Annotated in this window: 14 protein-coding genes and 4 pseudogenes; 6 read left to right on the forward strand and 12 right to left on the reverse strand. The window is 39.0% G+C overall.

The window, feature by feature from the left end:
• Window positions 1–292 (forward strand): annotated as a pseudogene (locus AC5JMK_RS17990) (hypothetical protein); the annotation flags it as partial.
• Window positions 293–580: 288 nt separating this feature from the next.
• Here the strand turns inward: AC5JMK_RS17990 and AC5JMK_RS17995 are convergent.
• From AC5JMK_RS17995 to AC5JMK_RS18035, 9 genes and pseudogenes are all read right to left on the reverse strand, one after another.
• Window positions 581–2,116 (reverse strand): SagB/ThcOx family dehydrogenase, encoded by a 1,536-nt coding sequence (locus AC5JMK_RS17995; RefSeq protein ID WP_096673721.1) that lies wholly within the window; start codon window positions 2,114–2,116, stop codon window positions 581–583.
• A gap of 279 nt (window positions 2,117–2,395) precedes the next feature.
• A complete protein-coding gene (locus AC5JMK_RS18000) occupies window positions 2,396–3,439 on the reverse strand; it encodes a 1-acyl-sn-glycerol-3-phosphate acyltransferase (RefSeq protein WP_495910725.1) in 1,044 nt (347 codons plus the stop codon).
• A gap of 240 nt (window positions 3,440–3,679) precedes the next feature.
• Complete coding sequence (gene arsC / locus AC5JMK_RS18005; RefSeq protein ID WP_495910726.1) at window positions 3,680–4,075, reverse strand: arsenate reductase, glutathione/glutaredoxin type; 396 nt, start codon at window positions 4,073–4,075, stop codon at window positions 3,680–3,682.
• Between the two features lie 87 nt (window positions 4,076–4,162).
• Window positions 4,163–4,399: pseudogene (locus AC5JMK_RS18010) on the reverse strand (arsenical resistance protein ArsH); the annotation flags it as partial.
• Between the two features lie 172 nt (window positions 4,400–4,571).
• Window positions 4,572–5,726, reverse strand: a complete 1,155-nt coding sequence (gene arsB, locus AC5JMK_RS18015; RefSeq protein ID WP_096673709.1) for an ACR3 family arsenite efflux transporter — start codon at window positions 5,724–5,726, stop codon at window positions 4,572–4,574.
• A gap of 30 nt (window positions 5,727–5,756) precedes the next feature.
• Window positions 5,757–6,815, reverse strand: coding sequence for a PstS family phosphate ABC transporter substrate-binding protein (locus AC5JMK_RS18020; RefSeq protein WP_096673706.1), 1,059 nt, complete (start codon window positions 6,813–6,815; stop codon window positions 5,757–5,759).
• Between the two features lie 178 nt (window positions 6,816–6,993).
• A complete protein-coding gene (locus AC5JMK_RS18025) occupies window positions 6,994–7,320 on the reverse strand; it encodes an ArsR/SmtB family transcription factor (protein ID WP_096673703.1) in 327 nt (108 codons plus the stop codon).
• A 32-nt stretch (window positions 7,321–7,352) separates the two neighbouring features.
• A complete protein-coding gene (locus AC5JMK_RS18030; protein ID WP_096673701.1) occupies window positions 7,353–8,564 on the reverse strand; it encodes an aspartate aminotransferase in 1,212 nt (403 codons plus the stop codon).
• A 131-nt stretch (window positions 8,565–8,695) separates the two neighbouring features.
• Entirely contained in the window at window positions 8,696–9,883 is a 1,188-nt protein-coding gene (locus AC5JMK_RS18035; RefSeq protein WP_096673698.1) for an iron-containing alcohol dehydrogenase family protein, read from the reverse strand.
• A gap of 413 nt (window positions 9,884–10,296) precedes the next feature.
• Between AC5JMK_RS18035 and AC5JMK_RS18040 the strand changes: the two genes are divergently transcribed.
• Window positions 10,297–10,785, forward strand: coding sequence for a peptidoglycan-binding domain-containing protein (locus AC5JMK_RS18040; RefSeq protein ID WP_096673695.1), 489 nt, complete (start codon window positions 10,297–10,299; stop codon window positions 10,783–10,785).
• Between the two features lie 93 nt (window positions 10,786–10,878).
• Here AC5JMK_RS18040 and AC5JMK_RS18045 read toward each other — a convergent pair whose 3' ends face one another.
• Window positions 10,879–11,409 carry a Ycf51 family protein gene (locus AC5JMK_RS18045; protein WP_096673693.1) on the reverse strand — a complete coding sequence of 177 codons (531 nt, stop codon included), beginning with the start codon at window positions 11,407–11,409 and terminating at the stop codon, window positions 10,879–10,881.
• Window positions 11,410–11,558: 149 nt separating this feature from the next.
• Here AC5JMK_RS18045 and AC5JMK_RS18050 point away from each other — a divergent pair, with 149 nt between their 5' ends.
• Window positions 11,559–12,731 (forward strand): aminotransferase class V-fold PLP-dependent enzyme, encoded by a 1,173-nt coding sequence (locus AC5JMK_RS18050; protein WP_096673691.1) that lies wholly within the window; start codon window positions 11,559–11,561, stop codon window positions 12,729–12,731.
• Window positions 12,732–12,844: 113 nt separating this feature from the next.
• Window positions 12,845–13,930: a glycosyl transferase gene (locus AC5JMK_RS18055; protein ID WP_096673689.1), complete on the forward strand. Its 1,086-nt coding sequence runs from the start codon at window positions 12,845–12,847 to the stop codon at window positions 13,928–13,930.
• Between the two features lie 234 nt (window positions 13,931–14,164).
• Here AC5JMK_RS18055 and AC5JMK_RS18060 read toward each other — a convergent pair.
• A pseudogene (locus tag AC5JMK_RS18060) lies at window positions 14,165–14,326 on the reverse strand (DUF4277 domain-containing protein); the annotation flags it as partial.
• A gap of 123 nt (window positions 14,327–14,449) precedes the next feature.
• On the opposite strand from AC5JMK_RS18060, the pseudogene AC5JMK_RS18065 reads away from it, so the two are divergent.
• A pseudogene (locus AC5JMK_RS18065) lies at window positions 14,450–14,683 on the forward strand (prohibitin family protein); the annotation flags it as partial.
• Window positions 14,684–14,900: 217 nt separating this feature from the next.
• On the opposite strand, the gene AC5JMK_RS18070 reads toward AC5JMK_RS18065, so the two are convergent.
• On the reverse strand, window positions 14,901–15,569 hold the full coding sequence (locus AC5JMK_RS18070) for a phytochelatin synthase family protein (protein ID WP_096673687.1): 669 nt from the start codon (window positions 15,567–15,569) through the stop codon (window positions 14,901–14,903).
• Between the two features lie 165 nt (window positions 15,570–15,734).
• Here AC5JMK_RS18070 and AC5JMK_RS18075 point away from each other — a divergent pair, with 165 nt between their 5' ends.
• On the forward strand, window positions 15,735–15,905 hold the full coding sequence (locus AC5JMK_RS18075) for a DDE transposase family protein (protein ID WP_495910727.1): 171 nt from the start codon (window positions 15,735–15,737) through the stop codon (window positions 15,903–15,905).
• Window positions 15,906–15,913: the final 8 nt, after the last annotated feature.

Below are 15,913 nucleotides of genomic sequence, written 5' to 3' on the forward strand. Positions count from 1 at the left end.
CACGTTTGATACACTAGCATTTAGTGTACTCTATCTACCTGCAATCTGCTGTATTATTGGTGGTCTTGGTCAGTGTGTGGCGGCGATGATTGCGGCACAGTTATTTAATCAAAATCAAGATAATGAAGTGGAACGGATTTATGGGTCGGTTACGAGTGGAACTAATTGGAAGTTTTTGTTTATAGAAGGAACGACTGTTTATATAGATTCAGTTGAATACTATATTAAAGAAGTTGATAAAATTTTAGGGATTTTGACGCAACCTTTTCAACCTGTTTTGACTGCTGTTTAAGATAAACATAGCACTAGTTAAGAAATATAAAATCGCTGAAACTTCACCCGATTGTGCTTTGCAAACACGTTCCTAAAATGTACCAGCATGTTGACAAAATAGAATGGTTTCCGATGATGAATATGCTTCCTAGCCCAATACTGCTCGGATAAGACAAATCTATTGACATTTAAATCTGTAGAGACGTTGCACCTCCTAGTCTCTACATGCCCAAAATAATGATGAGATAGCAAACTGACTTGCGTGCTTAGTTTTCATTGGGACTGTCTGAATAAGTTCAAAACTTGCTTATCTTGGACGCCCCAAAGTAGTAACATACAAAACAGCTTCTTCTGTAGGAATACCCAAGACTTCATTGACTTGATCATCAAAGAAGCCACCAATTCCACTAACGCCTAAGCCAAGGTGAATAGCAGCTAAATTCAGTCTCTGTCCTAAATGTCCAGAATCTATGTGTAAGTAACGATAAACGCGATCGCCATACTGGGTAATTGCTGCTTTCAAATCGGCTGTATGAAATAAGACTACTGCTGCATCTCGCCCTAAATCTTGTCCTAAACAAAGAAAGTGTAACTCACGCCGGAAATTTTTAAAGCGGATTTGGCGTAATTCTTGGGCTTTGGGTGCGTAATAATAACAACCAGATTCTAATCCATTCACCCCAGAAACAGCAATGAATGTTTCGATTAAATTTAGGTCAAAGTAGTCTGGGGAAATATCAAAACCTTGATCGATATAATTATGAGGTTGGTAAGTAAAATTCAGTAAAGCTTTTAATTCATCAAACGTTAAATCTTCACCCGAATAAGCACGAGTAGAACGTCGCTTGAGAATCGTACTTTCTAAATCTATTAGCTTTTCGCCCCAGTTAATTGGTACTGTAACAGTAGAAATTTTTTGACAAAAAGGAAAATTATATTTATCCTCTAAAGATTTTTCTTGTTTAATCTCAGGTAAATTAAGCTTTCCTGTAGTACCTGGTTGAATGTGGGTTGCTTTGTGGAAGTATTTCAGCAACTCGCCATCAGGAATTTTAGGATAATTAGTTTCTGTTGCAGAAGGTAAAGCAGTTCGCCATGTTGGTAAGTTTTGCTGAATATCTAGCATATCTGCTAAAGGCAGAATTGCGATCGCTCCTTCTTGTAGAGGATCAATGTAAAGCAACTCATTTACTGCTTCATCCACAAAGCCACCAATTAAATGAGGACGATAGTCAGTAATAGCACTAGCTAACTCGATATTACCTAATAAATGTCCTGTATCTAAAAAAATACGACGGTATGCTCTATCTTCATAACGCCATGCGGAGCGATAAAATACCGCAGTAATAATAATAGCCAGTTGGGTACTTTCTAAACCCGGATGCCACAAACAAGCTTCTTGTAAAGCTTGCCAAACATCACTTTCCCAAAAATGCATCAAAGAATGATTCCGACACTGGTAGTTATAAAGTCCTGGAGGTAACACCGATGTCCCACGGGAAATCAGATACACTTCTGCTGGGTATAATCCACCAGCACTGGGCGCAGCACGGAGATATACTGCGCTTCCCATCGAAGGGATTTTAGCAGTTAATCCATAGCTGCAAAACAAAAGCCGCGATAACCTCTGCCACCATCGCGCTTGTGGATGATTAGCAAAAGTTTCCGGTTTATCTTGAATGTAAGGCTTAAGGTCAAAACTAGAACCTATTTTATACTCTTTAAACGGCACTGGCTGCTTTGCCCAGTCTAACCCCTTACTTCTAGAAGCAATAGTCTGAGGGTCATACTTAGTGCGTTCGTGATAGTGTTGAGCAATAGAAGATTGGCGTAGTTCTGGCATAATAATTTAAATATGCTTCTGCTACAATCTTGGCATTTCTTGGTACTACGATTTCGTCATAAATCCTACAATCTTATTACTAGTCTGTAGAATTTTTGCAATAATGGCATAAAAAATACATGCTATTTAAAGACGTAAAGTTTTTATGTCAAAATTCTGACAATTTTTACTTTCAAGGTTTTAACTTAAATGTCTGTATTAATTAAATTAAGTACATTGCTTATTGATTGATTATGTTATCATAGTAAACACATATTTTATTTTTATCAATACACTTATTTATTTTTTGATAAGTTTATTGGTTTGATTTTGCATTTTTTTTCTTAGTGCTTGTGCTTGTTTATAAACTACTACACGTTTATTATCTGAATGATTTTGCTCATTTTGTTTTAAGTTAATTATTTCTAAAGATTGAATAAAATAACGTAGATGACTTTTAGCTGCCCAAACACCCATGGATGGAAAAATAATAAATACCAGGATTAAAGGTGATAAAGGTAAAAATGGTAATTTGAAGAATCGCTGTAACTTGTGCAGATTAGTAGTCCAGGGATGTAGGTTTTCATTACCAATACAAATTACAGGTAAAATCGGAATTTGAAAACGTTGGCTTAACTGTATAAAACTAATATCAAACTTTTCTAATTGATAACGTTTTTGCCAACCTTTTCTTGGTCCTCTTAACCCTTCTGGTGCATATAAAATAATTGGATTATCTTGCAAAGCTGTAGTAAATTCGTCTAACTCCGCTCTTACACCGCCTAAAACTTTTGACCATCCAGGTGGTAACCACCAAACCATCCAGTCATGATCAAACAAAGTTACCCCAGCTAAGGTTCTGACTATCCATCCTCGCTCTTTTCCTAATAAATAACATAAGGATAAAAAATCCCAAGGAAAACACATTCCTGCATGATTTATGGCTACTAATAATGGTTTTGTATTTGGTAGATTCTCAATTTGATGCAATTCGCCATGAAAGTATTTTTCAACAATTGGAGCGAGGATTTCTTTGCTAAAAACCTGTTGATAACTAGGAACAAAGTCACTGATTTCTTGCCGTGGTGTTCTACATCCCAAGCGCAACCAACGAATAAATATTGCTAAATAGAAGCCACAAGGAATTAAAAATAAGATGTATTCTAGCCAATTCCATCCATCAGGATCTGAATGATAGTGCTGCCAGTGACGGTTAAATAATATTAGCCAGCCAGGAGGATACCATAAGCAAAACCAGTCAAACCAACTAAATTTATATCCATCAGTAGTATAAGTATCTTCAATTGAAGAGTTAATTATATTTTCTTGATTTTGATTAATCACAGTTAAGTAAATCGGTACAAATAAAGCTAACAGTTGGGGTCGTCATTTGTCATTGTCAAGGATTTTAGGTATGTTTATTTCCTCCAAGTTACTTAATAAAGAAATTTAAATACATAATAAACTAGTATATTAATTTTTAAGCTTTGTTATTTACATCTTGCTTGAGACAGAAAACAAAAAGTTTGTAGTGAGCATTTTAGCTTTTACCACAAACTTAAAATAATTATTATCTTTTATAATTTAGCTAAGTTCTGCAATCAATTTTACAACTCGTTCTTTTACTTGATCGCGGACGCGGCGAAAGGTTTCGATTTCTCTTCCTTCTGGATCTTCTAGTTGCCAATCTTCAAACACTTCTCTTATCACCCAATCTTCTGGCAAATTTACTCCACAGCCACACAAAGAAATCACAGCATCGTAATCTTCAGGATTAAAATCACTTAGAGGTTTGGAAGTTTGATTGCTAATATCAATACCCATTTCTGACATAACTTGCACTGTAATTGGGTCTACGTGAGAACCTTCTAAGCCTGAACTTGTGACAGCAACTTTTCCCTGTCCCAATGTACGAGTAAATCCTTCTGCCATTTGAGAACGACGAGAATTTTTTTTGCAGACAAACATTATTTTTTTCATGTTTTTTTGGTTGCGGATAAGTTTACTCAAAGAAAACTTGTAACTAAGTCGGTACAAATAAAGTCGTTATTTGTCATTTGTCATTGGTCATTTGTCATTGGTTATTGGTAACGCACTATTTGCTAATCGAATAGCTTCTTTAGCGGCTTTTTCCTTGCGTTCGCTGTAGCGATCGCTCAGGTAATCTACTTTGTCACGTAGTAAAAGTGTGAATTTATAGAGTTCTTCCATGACATCAACTACGCGATCGCGATAAGCTGAATCTTTCATCGTGCCATCTTCGTTAAACTCTTGGTAAGCCTTAGCAACAGAAGACTGATTCGGATTCTTCTGCTAATAAACGACTATAAGAACGCTCTCGCAAAGAGCCATATAAAAATAATATTCTCGGTGGATGATCGAAATTTTTCGTCATAGTTGATCATAAAATAACAATTACACACAACAGATTTTCTTAGATGATTTGCTGATTGCGATCGCTTAATAAATTCACCCATTATTCAAAAGCCTTAAAACAGCGCGGATCTGGTAAAGTAGCCTTTTCTGGTTCCCGTGGAAACCAAGCTGCTGTGCGCTTACACAATTCAACCAGCATTAACATAACTGGTACTTCGATTAAAACTCCTACCACTGTAGCCAGTGCTGCACCCGAATTTAAACCAAACAACATCACAGCAGTGGCGATCGCGACTTCAAAATGATTACTAGCCCCAATTAATGCAGCAGGTGCAGCATCTTCATAAGATAAATTCAGTTTTAACGCCACTACATAACTAATCAGGAAAATAAAATTAGTTTGGATAAACAGTGGAACAGCAATTAACAAAATATGCAAGGGATTGTTAACAATTAATTCTCCCTTAAACGCAAACAGCAACACTAAAGTAAGTAATAGAGCAGTAATAGCAACCGGAGTCAAATACTTTAAAAATTTCCTTTCAAACCATTCTTTACCTTTGTGTTTTAAAATCCAGTAACGGCTGTACATTCCTGCTATGAGGGGTAGCCCGACATAAATCAGCACAGACAAAACTATTGTTTGCCAAGGTACTGTTAAATCATTTGCTGCTAGCAACCACCTACCCAACGGTGCATACAGAAACAACATCGCTAGGGAATTCACCGCCACCATTACCAAGGTGTGTCCCTGATTACCGTAGGAAAGATAGCCCCACATCAACACCATTGCAGTACAAGGAGCAATTCCTAATAAAATAGTGCCAGCAATGTAGGAATTTGCTAGTGTCACTTCACTACCACGAATGATCTCAGTTCCTGCAATCAAAGAACGAAATAACCATCCTAAGAAAAACTGGGCAAATACCACCATCGTGAATGGTTTAATCAACCAGTTCACCACCAAGGTGAGAATCACAGGTTTTGGTGCGCGTACAGCATTCGCAGCTTGAGTGAAGTCAATCTTCACCATGATGGGGTACATCATGAAAAATAAACAGACTGCAATGGGAATGGACACCTGATACACACTCATCGCGTCTAATGCGATCGCTATCCCTGGAAATAATCTACCCAAGGCGATTCCGATGAAGATACACAAAAACACCCAAACAGTAAGGTATTTTTCAAAAAAACTTAGATTACTACCAGCTTGTACGCGAACTGTACTAGTTTGCGAACGATTTGTTCCCATCGGTATCACCCTCAAAAAAATGTTAAATCCTTAAAACTTTGCTTGTTTTCTTAACAACTCTCCAATTGTCAAGTTCACCTCTGCTTCTCCTGCAAAAACTGTTCCGACCTTACCTCTGGTAAAGTGAACTTCATCAAGGTGATAACCTTCTTCTGGTAAAGGTACGTACCCCACAGAAGCTACTGTTGTTGGTGCTTTTTGAATATAAAAATCTACAAAATTTTTGACTGCTCGTTTCTTTTGAGCAGACTGAGCATTAACATAAATAAACAGTGGTCGAGACAAAGGTTGATATTGAATTTTTTCCACTGTTTCTCGATTAGGCAATACTGCCCCTTTGCCATTATTAACAGCTAGTGCTTTTAACTTGCTTTGATTTTTTTCAAGATAGGCAAAGCCAAAGTATCCTAAAGCATTCGGATCTTTACTAATGCCATCTACTAAGACTTCATCATCTTCACTGGCTGTATAATCACTGCGACTGGCTCCAACTTTACCAACTATTGCTTCTGTGAAGTAGTCAAATGTACCAGACTTGTTACCAGCACCATACAAATTCAGTGGACGATCCGGCCAAGATGCACGTACTTGGTTCCATTTGGTAATTTTCTTTTGGGCTTCTGGTTCCCAAATCTTTTTTAATTCAGCAGTGGTAATGTCTTTTGCCCAAGTATTTTGAGGGTTGACAGCAATAGTAAGAGCATCAAACGCCACTGGAAGTTCTATGAATCTGACATTATTTTTGTTACATACTTCCATTTCTGCGGTGAGAATTGGTCGTGAGGCATTATTAATATCTGTTGTTCCAGCACAGAATTTCTCAAACCCACCGCTAGTACCAGAAAAATCTACTTTTACCTGGGTTTTATCTTGGGATTCTGCCTGAAACTGCTTTGTTATTGCTTGGGTAATTGGATAAACGGTACTGGAACCGTCTATTGTTACTGCTACAACTGTTTGTGGATTAGTAACTTCAGTAACATTGGACGATGGAGAAGTTTGCGTATATGTCTGGGATTTTGTTGTGCAACTAGTAGCCAATACTAAAATCCCAAGCGTGATCGCTAATTTCTCTCCTATCGCGCTCATTGTTTTTCCTCTTAGCTTATATGATAGTTACGCTTTCTATCATTTCAAAAAAAGTTGATTTATTAGTGATAACTAGAATACATTTTACAAAAATAAATCAAAAAAAATTGATATATTCAATTTATAAAATGAGGGAACAGGAAACTCTATACTATCTGTGTCATCTGCTGGTGTTTACTCAAGATTGGTCTTCGCAATAACGTGCTGGTAATATTTGGTACAAATGGCGATAATTTGCTAAATACTCTTCTAAAACAGCAAATTGAGGCAAATTGAGACTGTAATAAATCCAACGTCCTTCCTGACGAGATAGGACTAAATCTGCTTCCTTAAGAGTCTTGAGGTGAAACGATAGCTTTGATTGACTGACCCCCAAAACATCACACAAATCACATACGCATAGTTCGCGTTCTCGCAGCAATTCTAACACTTTTATCCGTAAAGGTTCGGATAAAGCGTGAAAGCCAGCAATAATTATATTAGGGATAACAGAGGGAGTTTGCATTAATCACAAGCGGGTTATAGAGTATGCTTTCTCTATTTTGAACTAGAGACGGCAGCCTCAGCTTGATAACGGATGTTAGCTTGTTGGAATCTGTGCAAGACTTCATTCAAGCGATCGCAATCCGCAATTAAACTAATTCGCACGTATCCCTCACCGCCACTCCCAAAGGCATTACCAGGAGTGACAACTACACCAGTTTGTTGCAGTACCCACAAGGCAAAGTCTGTGGAACTCATTCCCACAGAACAAGGAACCCACAAATACATTGTTGCCTTAGTTTTGGGGATATTCCAACCTAATTGTGTCAAGCCTTGAATAAGAAAATCACGACGGGTACGATAACGAGTTTGGACTTCTTGTAAATAAGAATCTGGTAGTTGTAAAGCAGTTTCAGCTGCTGCTTGCAAAGCTGCAAAAATACCGTAATCCAGGTTAGTTTTCAGTGTCCGCAAACCTTGAATGACGTGGCGATTGCCAACCACAAATCCAACCCGCCAACCTGCCATATTATAGGTCTTAGACATAGTGTGAAACTCCACACCAATATCTTTAGCACCGGGAATTTCCAACAAACTAGTTGGTTGATAGCCATCAAAAGCTAACTCTGCATAACACAAATCGTGTACCAAAAGAATTTCGTATTTTCTGGCAAAGGCAACGATTTCTTCAAAAAATTCGCGGGGTGCGGTGGCGGCGGTGGGGTTGCTGGGGTAGTTAAAATATAGTATTTTTGCTTTCTCGGCAACAGCATCGGGGATTGCTGTCAAATCAATTAACCAGTTATTTTCTGGTTTGAGAACCAAACTATGAACATTTCCCCCAGCAATTACTGGACCACGAAAATGAACTGGATAGGAGGGTGAAGGTACTAAAACCACATCACCAGGATTGATATATGCTAGTGCCAAGTGTGCCAATCCTTCCTTGGAACCCAGTAGTGGTAAAGCTTCGCTGTCTGGATCTAAAACCACTCCATAACGACGTTCATACCAATTAGTGATGGCGCGGCGAAAATTTACAGTTCCTTCAAAGGGAGGATAGCCATGATTACTAGGATTGTGCATGGCTTTCACAGCAGCTTCGATGACTGTCTGTGGCGTTGCACCATCTGGGTTGCCCATGCCCAAATCGATTAAATCTAATCCTTGTTCCCTCGCCTTATTTTTGAGTTCATCCAAACGGGCAAATGGATATGCTGGTAATTTTTGTATACGTTCGGCTGGAGTGATCCAATGCAAGTTCATTGATATAGTAGTTCCCGATGCAGTTAATTTATTAATTGATTGTTGATTGTTGATTGTTGATTGTTGATTGTTAGTTGTTGGTTGTTAGTTGTTTACTCCCCACACTCCCCACATCCCCCACGCTTCCCAATTCACTGTTCAACTTGTTGATGAATTTCTGTTGTTGAAACACGATGAATAGAGTCTTTATTTTCTACTGGTGCAGCAGTAGAAACCATCGCCGCCATTAATTGTTCTAATGTGACTTGAAACGGCAATCGATGAATGTCAGAATTGGGAGCAAGGGCAATTTCCGCAGCTTTTTGCAATTCGCCCAAAGTCACACAGTCCAACCCTAAATCAGTGAATGTTTGCGGCAGTCCAATTTCGCCATAAAACTTCAATAATTGTTGTCGTGCTGTGGCTGCTAGTTGATTGCCTTGGATCATTTCTTCTAAACGTAGTTGCACCAAGATTCCATAGGCGACTTTTTCTCCATGAATACTGCCACTTTTGCAAATGTGCGTTAAACCATTATGTACGGCATGAGCAGCGACAGTACGACATTGAGCGCCACCAACACCACCAATCACCCCAGCTAGTAAAACAGTGGCATCTACTACTTGCTGCCAAAGTTCGCTTCCTGGTTGTTGAAGGGCAGTAGCAGATTTTTGGAAGAGAATATCCCGCAAGACTCGTGCTTGTTGCACCGCAGCAATAATTAAAGTTTGATCTGAGTGTCCACTACTGACTGAAGCTTCATACCACTTGGCGATCGCATCTCCAATTCCCGCTACTAGAGTACGTGGTGGTGCAGTTTGAATCAAATCATAATCAAGAATCAATAAATCAGGACAACGATCCAACGCGACGTCATACAAAAAAGCCCCCTGAGCAGAATACACGTTTGAGAGGGCAGTCCAAGCAGCACAGGTAGCTGCTGAAGTTGGAATTGTTACCACTGGCAATTGCAACTGATGGGCGAGCAATTTTGCTGTATCCAGCGCTTTTCCGCCACCTATACCGATAACGACATCAGCTTGATGTTCCTTTGCAGCTTTTCTTAAAGCTTTAAGACTCGCCTCGCTACAATCTGGAGTGTAGTAAGCAAAAGCAAATTGTAACTGCTGCTGTTCTAACAGTGGTTGCAGATGAGGTTGAACGGCTTTTTGGGTGTGATTTCCTGCCACAATCAAAGGACGAGTACCCAGACGAGTAATTTCATCAGATACCTGTGTCAAGATTTGAGAGCCACGCATCACTTTTGCGGGCGCTACCGTCAACAGCATTAATAAATTAGGAGTTTGAGTAGACAATTTTTCTGAAAAATGAATAGGCATAATAACTCATAAATTAACAGTAACATTTCCAGATATTTTGGAAAACTTCTCAATATAACCGACTATTCATAATCCGATGCTTGTGATGAGTGTGAGGGAAAATTTTACAACCTGTCCTTAATTCACATGTTTTTGTAGCAGTTTCATAGTATAGATTAATATTTTAACTAAAAATTAATTAATTATGTATTAGAAAACACAAAAAATATACAGTTTTTTAATAGTGAGAGGCTAAGACACAGAAAAGATAAAAGTTAAATATAATACTCAGTACATAAATGTTTATACCTTGATGCTACAAACCCTCACTAATCCAAAATTGGATGACGTGTTTGAAGTACCCCACTTGAGTGATGCTATTAAGTGCTTGAAAAATTACACTGTAATAAAGACCGCTCCGAAGGAGTAGGAATATGGAATTCATAAGTTATACTGGCGACAGCATACCAATAACAACACAGTCTGAATTAAAGAAACCAGAGTTGCAATTAGGTTCTTATGGTGAAGCGGTTGTAGAGCTACAAAATCTGTTGATTAAGTCGGGTCTTTATACTGATAAAATTGATGGTATTTTTGCAAAAATGACACAAGAAAGTGTCAAAGCATTTCAGCGCCAAGTTTTTCTGCAAGAAGATGGCATTGTCACAGAAGAGACTTGGCAAGCACTGTACAAAGGTGAACCCGTAAATTTGCCGGAATTGAAACAAGGCAGTCAGGGAGAATTAGTGATGAAGGTACAACGTGTTCTCAAATCTACACAAGACTATGTAGGATACGTTGACGGGGAGTTTGGGCCAGTTACAGAGTCAGCCCTCCAAAGCTGGCAAATGCGTAATAATCTCCCTGATACTGGCATTATTGATGAAGTTACTTGGTGTACTTTAAGCCAAATTCCGCAATAGATTTAGTTAGTGGTTGTTTTTTGGTTGTTGGTTGTTGGTTGTTGGTCAATAAAATGGTCAATGCTCTTAGTTATTCTTCCTTGTCTGCCTATCCTATGATGAAGTGTTGTTAGATTTTGGTAGTTGGGCAAATTTATCTTGGTAAATGTCAATAGCCATTTGCGAATCTTCACGACTAGCAAGCGATCGCTGGACTTGACCCAAATAAAGTGGTGTAGAAACTCCTGGTTCGGGATGGACAATCGTACGGGCGCGGATAGTCAACTGATTGTCACCAGGTTTACCCAAGCGACCATAGGAATATAAATCATTGGCTGCTTGGCGCAAAGTTGCTTCTAATTGAGTAGGAGTTATTTGAGGAGAGATTGCAATTACGGTTTGTGTTGAACCATTGTCGTAAACCAAATGGTATCGCACTGCTCCTGGAATAACTGTACGTGTCAGAGGTGCTAGGGAAAGGGTAAATAAACCAGCCGTCAACACCAACATAAAACCTGTCGAACCCACTAGCCGAAAGCGCAAGCCCCATTTGAAAATAAAACCTAAGACTGTCAACAGTGCAAATACCAAGGTGGCAATACCTGACCATTGGGTGTATTGGATAAAGTCAGCTTGTGAGAACATAATGTAACTTAACAGACTAATGTATAACACCCAGAAATTCTACACAATTTCTGGGTGTTACGTTTGCGGGAGATCGGGGATCAGGGATTGGGGATCGGGGACAAGGGAGAGAATAAACATCAATGCTCATTGATCATTAACTATTGACTATGAACAAATTGCATATTTATCGACAGCAGTTTCCAGCTTTAGAGAATAAAACTTATTTTAACTACGGTGGTCAAGGCCCAATGCCGCAAGTGGTGATGGATACGATTACTGAAGCCCAAACTTACATACAGGAAATCGGACCTTTTGGTTTTGAGGTGGGTAGGTGGATTGATGAGGAAACGAAAGCTATTAAAGTCGCGATCGCCTCTGAATTACATGTACCTCCCGAAACAATCACAATTACTGAGGATGTGACTGTTGGTTGCAATATTGCTATGTGGGGTATCGACTGGAAATCAGGAGATCACCTGTTATTAACTGACTGTGAACACCCCGGTATTGTGGCTATAGCCGAAGAAATCGGGCGCAGATTTGCGGTTGAAGTTACCACCTGTCCGTTGATAGCAACTTTAAACGAGGGTAATCCAGTCGCAGTCATTGACCAACACTTACGCTCAAATACCCGTTTGGTAGTTTTGAGTCATATCCTCTGGAATACAGGTCAACTTTTGCCTCTTGACGAAATAGCAAAAATCTGCATCAAAAACCAAACTAGACTTTTAGTAGATGCTGCCCAGTCTGTTGGTTCAATGCCATTGAATTTAACTGAACTAGAGGTAGATTTTTATGCTTTTACTGGTCACAAGTGGTTATGTGGACCTAGTGGTGTGGGCGGTTTATACGTACGACCAGAAATCAGAGATCGCTTAAAACCCACATTCATCGGCTGGCGTAGCATTATCACCAATAGTCAAGGTAAGTTTGTAGATTGGCATCCAGACGGAAAACGTTATGAAGTAGCGACTTCTAATTATCCCCTTTACGCAGGCTTGAGAGAGGCGATCGCCATTCATCAGCAATGGGGAACAGCAGAGGAACGCTATCAGCAAATTTGTTATCACAGCGAATATTTGTGGCTACGCCTAGCAGCCTTATCTAATGTGATTCCCTTGCGGACTTCGCCTCCTGAAGGTGGTTTAGTCTCATTTCAACTTAGCCAAAATACTCCCCAAGCCCATCGACAACTAGTAGAGTTTTTACAATCCAAAAAAATATTCACTCGCACAATTGCTGATCCCAGTTGTGTACGTGCTTGCGTCCACTACTTTACACTTGAGTTGGAAATTGACCAACTAATTGAGGGAATTCAGGAATGGTTGGTTGTTGGTTAATAGTCATTTGTCATTAGTTTTTCTCTCTTGTCCCCCGTTTCCTCGCGCTCCCTGTTCTCTGCTCCTTTTTCCTCCTTGTCCCCTTATCCCCGATCCCTCATCCCCGATCCCTCATGAAACGTCCAATCATATACATAGCTATTACCAATCATGGTTTTGGTCATGCTACTCGCACCGCAGCAGTTGCAGCAACTATCCAAAAATTATGTCCAGAAGTCTTGCTAATTATTGTGTCTACTGCTCCACGTTGGTTGCTAGAGTCTTACATTAAAGGTGATTTTATTCATCGCCCTCGTGGATTTGATGTGGGTGTGGTGCAAAAAGATAGCTTGACTATGGATAAAGCAACGACATTAGAAAAGTTGCTAGACATTAAAAAGAATCAAAATTCTATTATTGCTTCAGAAGTGAACTTTATTCGTCAAAATCGTGTGCAGTTGATTCTGGCAGATATTCCCTTTTTGGCAACAAAATTTGGTAAGGCTGCTGGTATTCCCTGCTGGATGATGAGTAATTTTGGTTTTGATTTTATTTACCGGAGTTGGGGTGATACCTTTAGAGAGGTTGCTGATTGGATTAGTGATTGTTACAGCCAATGCGATCGCTTGTTTCGTCTTCCTTTTTATGAACCAATGTCAGCATTCAGTAATACTATAATCAGTGATGTTGGCTTAACAGGTGGTTCTCCCTGTGATTCTCCTGAACAAATTCGATCAACTTGGGGAATTACTGCACCAACACAAAAGACTATCTTACTGACTTTTGGTGGTTTGGGCTTGCAACAAATTCCTTACAAGAGTTTACAAAAATTTCCTGACTGGCAATTTATTACTTTTGATCAATCAGCCCCGGACTTAGCTAATATCATCAAAATTCGTGATCATAAATATCGCCCTGTAGATTTTATGCCTATTTGTGGGCGAGTTGTTTCTAAGCCTGGTTTTAGTACTTTTGCTGAAGCCACTCGCTTGAGTGTACCGATTGTATCTGTTACCCGTGATGATTTTGCAGAAGCAGCTTTTCTATTAGAAGGAATTTCTCAGTATAATCAACATCAAATCCTCACCTCAGCAGAATTGTTTGATGGTAATTGGGATTTCTTACTACAACCACTCCAACAACCACTTTCTTCACAACTCATTGCTAAGGATGGTAATGAAACTATTGCCCGTGAGGTTTTAAGTTTTATTGATTGTTGATTATCGATTATTGGCAATGGTTAAGGATTAATGCCCAATGCCCAAATTTCAAATAGTATTAACAATATTTAAAATCCTCTGCTCTTCTAGGGCAGAGGAGTTTAATCTTGTAGATGTCCCTGATGAATCTGTAGATACCGAAAGTGAGTAGAAGCGCTCACCATCATTAATACTCAGTCTAACTATCAAGCAAAAACTCAACAACCGTAATTTCCACTAGTGCATAACAGTCTACAGCACACACAACAAGTAATTACCGTATTCACTTATTTCTTGAGGATGGCTTCCCAGCAGTCGGTTGATTTGTTCTACTAGGTTCATCTCATCACATATGCCTGCGACTATGCCGCAGTGGTCAATATCTTGTACTCTTATATCTAATGGTGAAGCTGTCATGCTTCAAAAATACAATAATTTGCGATCGCACCTGCGGAATGTGGAATATAAGTAATACTTATGGGCTTTATATTCTCTCTCTTAACAAGCCTGATTGCAATTTTTATCTATTTGAACTCTGGCAAAATATCTTTTGTTCTAGAAAAAGAACGTCAAGAAGCAGAACGCAAACGCATTGAAGCTACAGGTATAGCTGATTCTCAAAAAATTATTGCTGATGGACTTAGCAATTCTGTACTCCAACTGCGAGCCATAGAAGCTACTGAAAAATTAGCACAATCTCCCAACTCTAAAATCATTGTGATTGGTTCTGAAAAAGGCACGGTACCAATTTTACTTCAACAAGAAACGAAATAGGAAACATCACTGTATTTACTAGGGCGATTTAATTCTCGTCTAGCCCACCAAGAATTAAAATTATTGGTTTATAGCCTAAGTCGTCTTCATAGGACTACAAAATCTTTTAGTCCATTTTAAATGGAGTTTTGCTGTGAGCAAGGAAATTTATTTCTGAGCGGGCTATGGTAACAATGAAATAGCCATACTTTTAGTAGTCGAAATTCCAAAATCCTAACTAAGAATTTTTACGGATTACTATCATCCCACGAGAGCGGGTAGCAGATAAATCTTTGTCTACGCAAGCTTTGTACATTCTGTCTATGGAACATTTCCAGAAGCGTGTATATTTTTTGGGATTAGTGTCAGCTACAGTGATCTCCTGTGTTGTTGGATTGTAGTCTGCGACTAGTGAGAAATGACCGCCTGCAAAGCTAACGTCATGGGCAATGCCAACATTAAAATTTAAAATGTGAATGTCTTTGTCATCCACCACAGCGTTTTCAATTTCTTTGATAAAAGCGTCCAAACTCATGGAAACTTTGTCAAAATGTTCGAGTCTGACACTCAGGTCTAATTTTGCTCCATTTACATAATTTACACAAGTGTCATACGTTTCAGCGAGAGTCATTCCATCATCTAAAACAGTAGCGATCGGTAATCTAGTAACATAGAAAATTTCATCCACTGTCGTTGGATACCCTAGTGCGGTGAGTGCATAGGCAATAGAAGTAATGTTACAGCAGTTGATAGGTTGTTGAAATTCACACAGCTTAATACCATTTAAATCTTTGGTGACAACTTTTGTGACAACAGTACCTACAACTTGGTCAGATGGTTCAAAACCAGATTGCTTAATTGCATCTAAATCTGTTGTGTTATCGGTGGCTAATTGCTGGGAAGTCATGGTACAGATCCTTGATATTCAAGCAGGTTTATGAGTCGAAATAATTAATGTAGTGCTTACTACTATTAACCATTAACCCATCAATTTCACCGGATGCCCCAAAGCTTTAAAATTTCTTTAGCAAGCAAATACCTAGTCAAAATAATGTAAACAACATCGCAAAGATTGTATATTGTCAAGCGCCTTGCTAAAAACTGCAAAACCATCCCTAGCAACTTCATTACTAGGGATGACAAGCCAGAAATTATGGAGAAGTGGGGTCTGTTTGAAACACAAGGAGAAGCGATCGCTCGTCTTGTTGGACTGATTAGGGCGGCTAAGTACCAACAAGTCTAAAGACAAAA

The organism is Pelatocladus sp. (genome assembly GCF_059505505.1).

What these genes read in the sequence shown, in the direction of transcription:
- AC5JMK_RS18070 (WP_096673687.1), bottom strand. Translation starts at nt 15,569, where the DNA reads ATGACTTCCCAGCAATTAGCCACCGATAACACAACAGATTTAGATGCA.
- AC5JMK_RS18040 (WP_096673695.1), top strand. Translation starts at nt 10,297, where the DNA reads ATGGAATTCATAAGTTATACTGGCGACAGCATACCAATAACAACACAG.
- AC5JMK_RS18055 (WP_096673689.1), top strand. Translation starts at nt 12,845, where the DNA reads ATGAAACGTCCAATCATATACATAGCTATTACCAATCATGGTTTTGGT.
- arsB (WP_096673709.1), bottom strand. Translation starts at nt 5,726, where the DNA reads ATGGGAACAAATCGTTCGCAAACTAGTACAGTTCGCGTACAAGCTGGT.
- AC5JMK_RS18035 (WP_096673698.1), bottom strand. Translation starts at nt 9,883, where the DNA reads ATGCCTATTCATTTTTCAGAAAAATTGTCTACTCAAACTCCTAATTTA.
- AC5JMK_RS18045 (WP_096673693.1), bottom strand. Translation starts at nt 11,409, where the DNA reads ATGTTCTCACAAGCTGACTTTATCCAATACACCCAATGGTCAGGTATT.
- AC5JMK_RS18020 (WP_096673706.1), bottom strand. Translation starts at nt 6,815, where the DNA reads ATGAGCGCGATAGGAGAGAAATTAGCGATCACGCTTGGGATTTTAGTA.
- AC5JMK_RS17995 (WP_096673721.1), bottom strand. Translation starts at nt 2,116, where the DNA reads ATGCCAGAACTACGCCAATCTTCTATTGCTCAACACTATCACGAACGC.
- AC5JMK_RS18050 (WP_096673691.1), top strand. Translation starts at nt 11,559, where the DNA reads ATGAACAAATTGCATATTTATCGACAGCAGTTTCCAGCTTTAGAGAAT.
- AC5JMK_RS18030 (WP_096673701.1), bottom strand. Translation starts at nt 8,564, where the DNA reads ATGAACTTGCATTGGATCACTCCAGCCGAACGTATACAAAAATTACCA.
- arsC (WP_495910726.1), bottom strand. Translation starts at nt 4,075, where the DNA reads ATGAAAAAAATAATGTTTGTCTGCAAAAAAAATTCTCGTCGTTCTCAA.
- AC5JMK_RS18025 (WP_096673703.1), bottom strand. Translation starts at nt 7,320, where the DNA reads ATGCAAACTCCCTCTGTTATCCCTAATATAATTATTGCTGGCTTTCAC.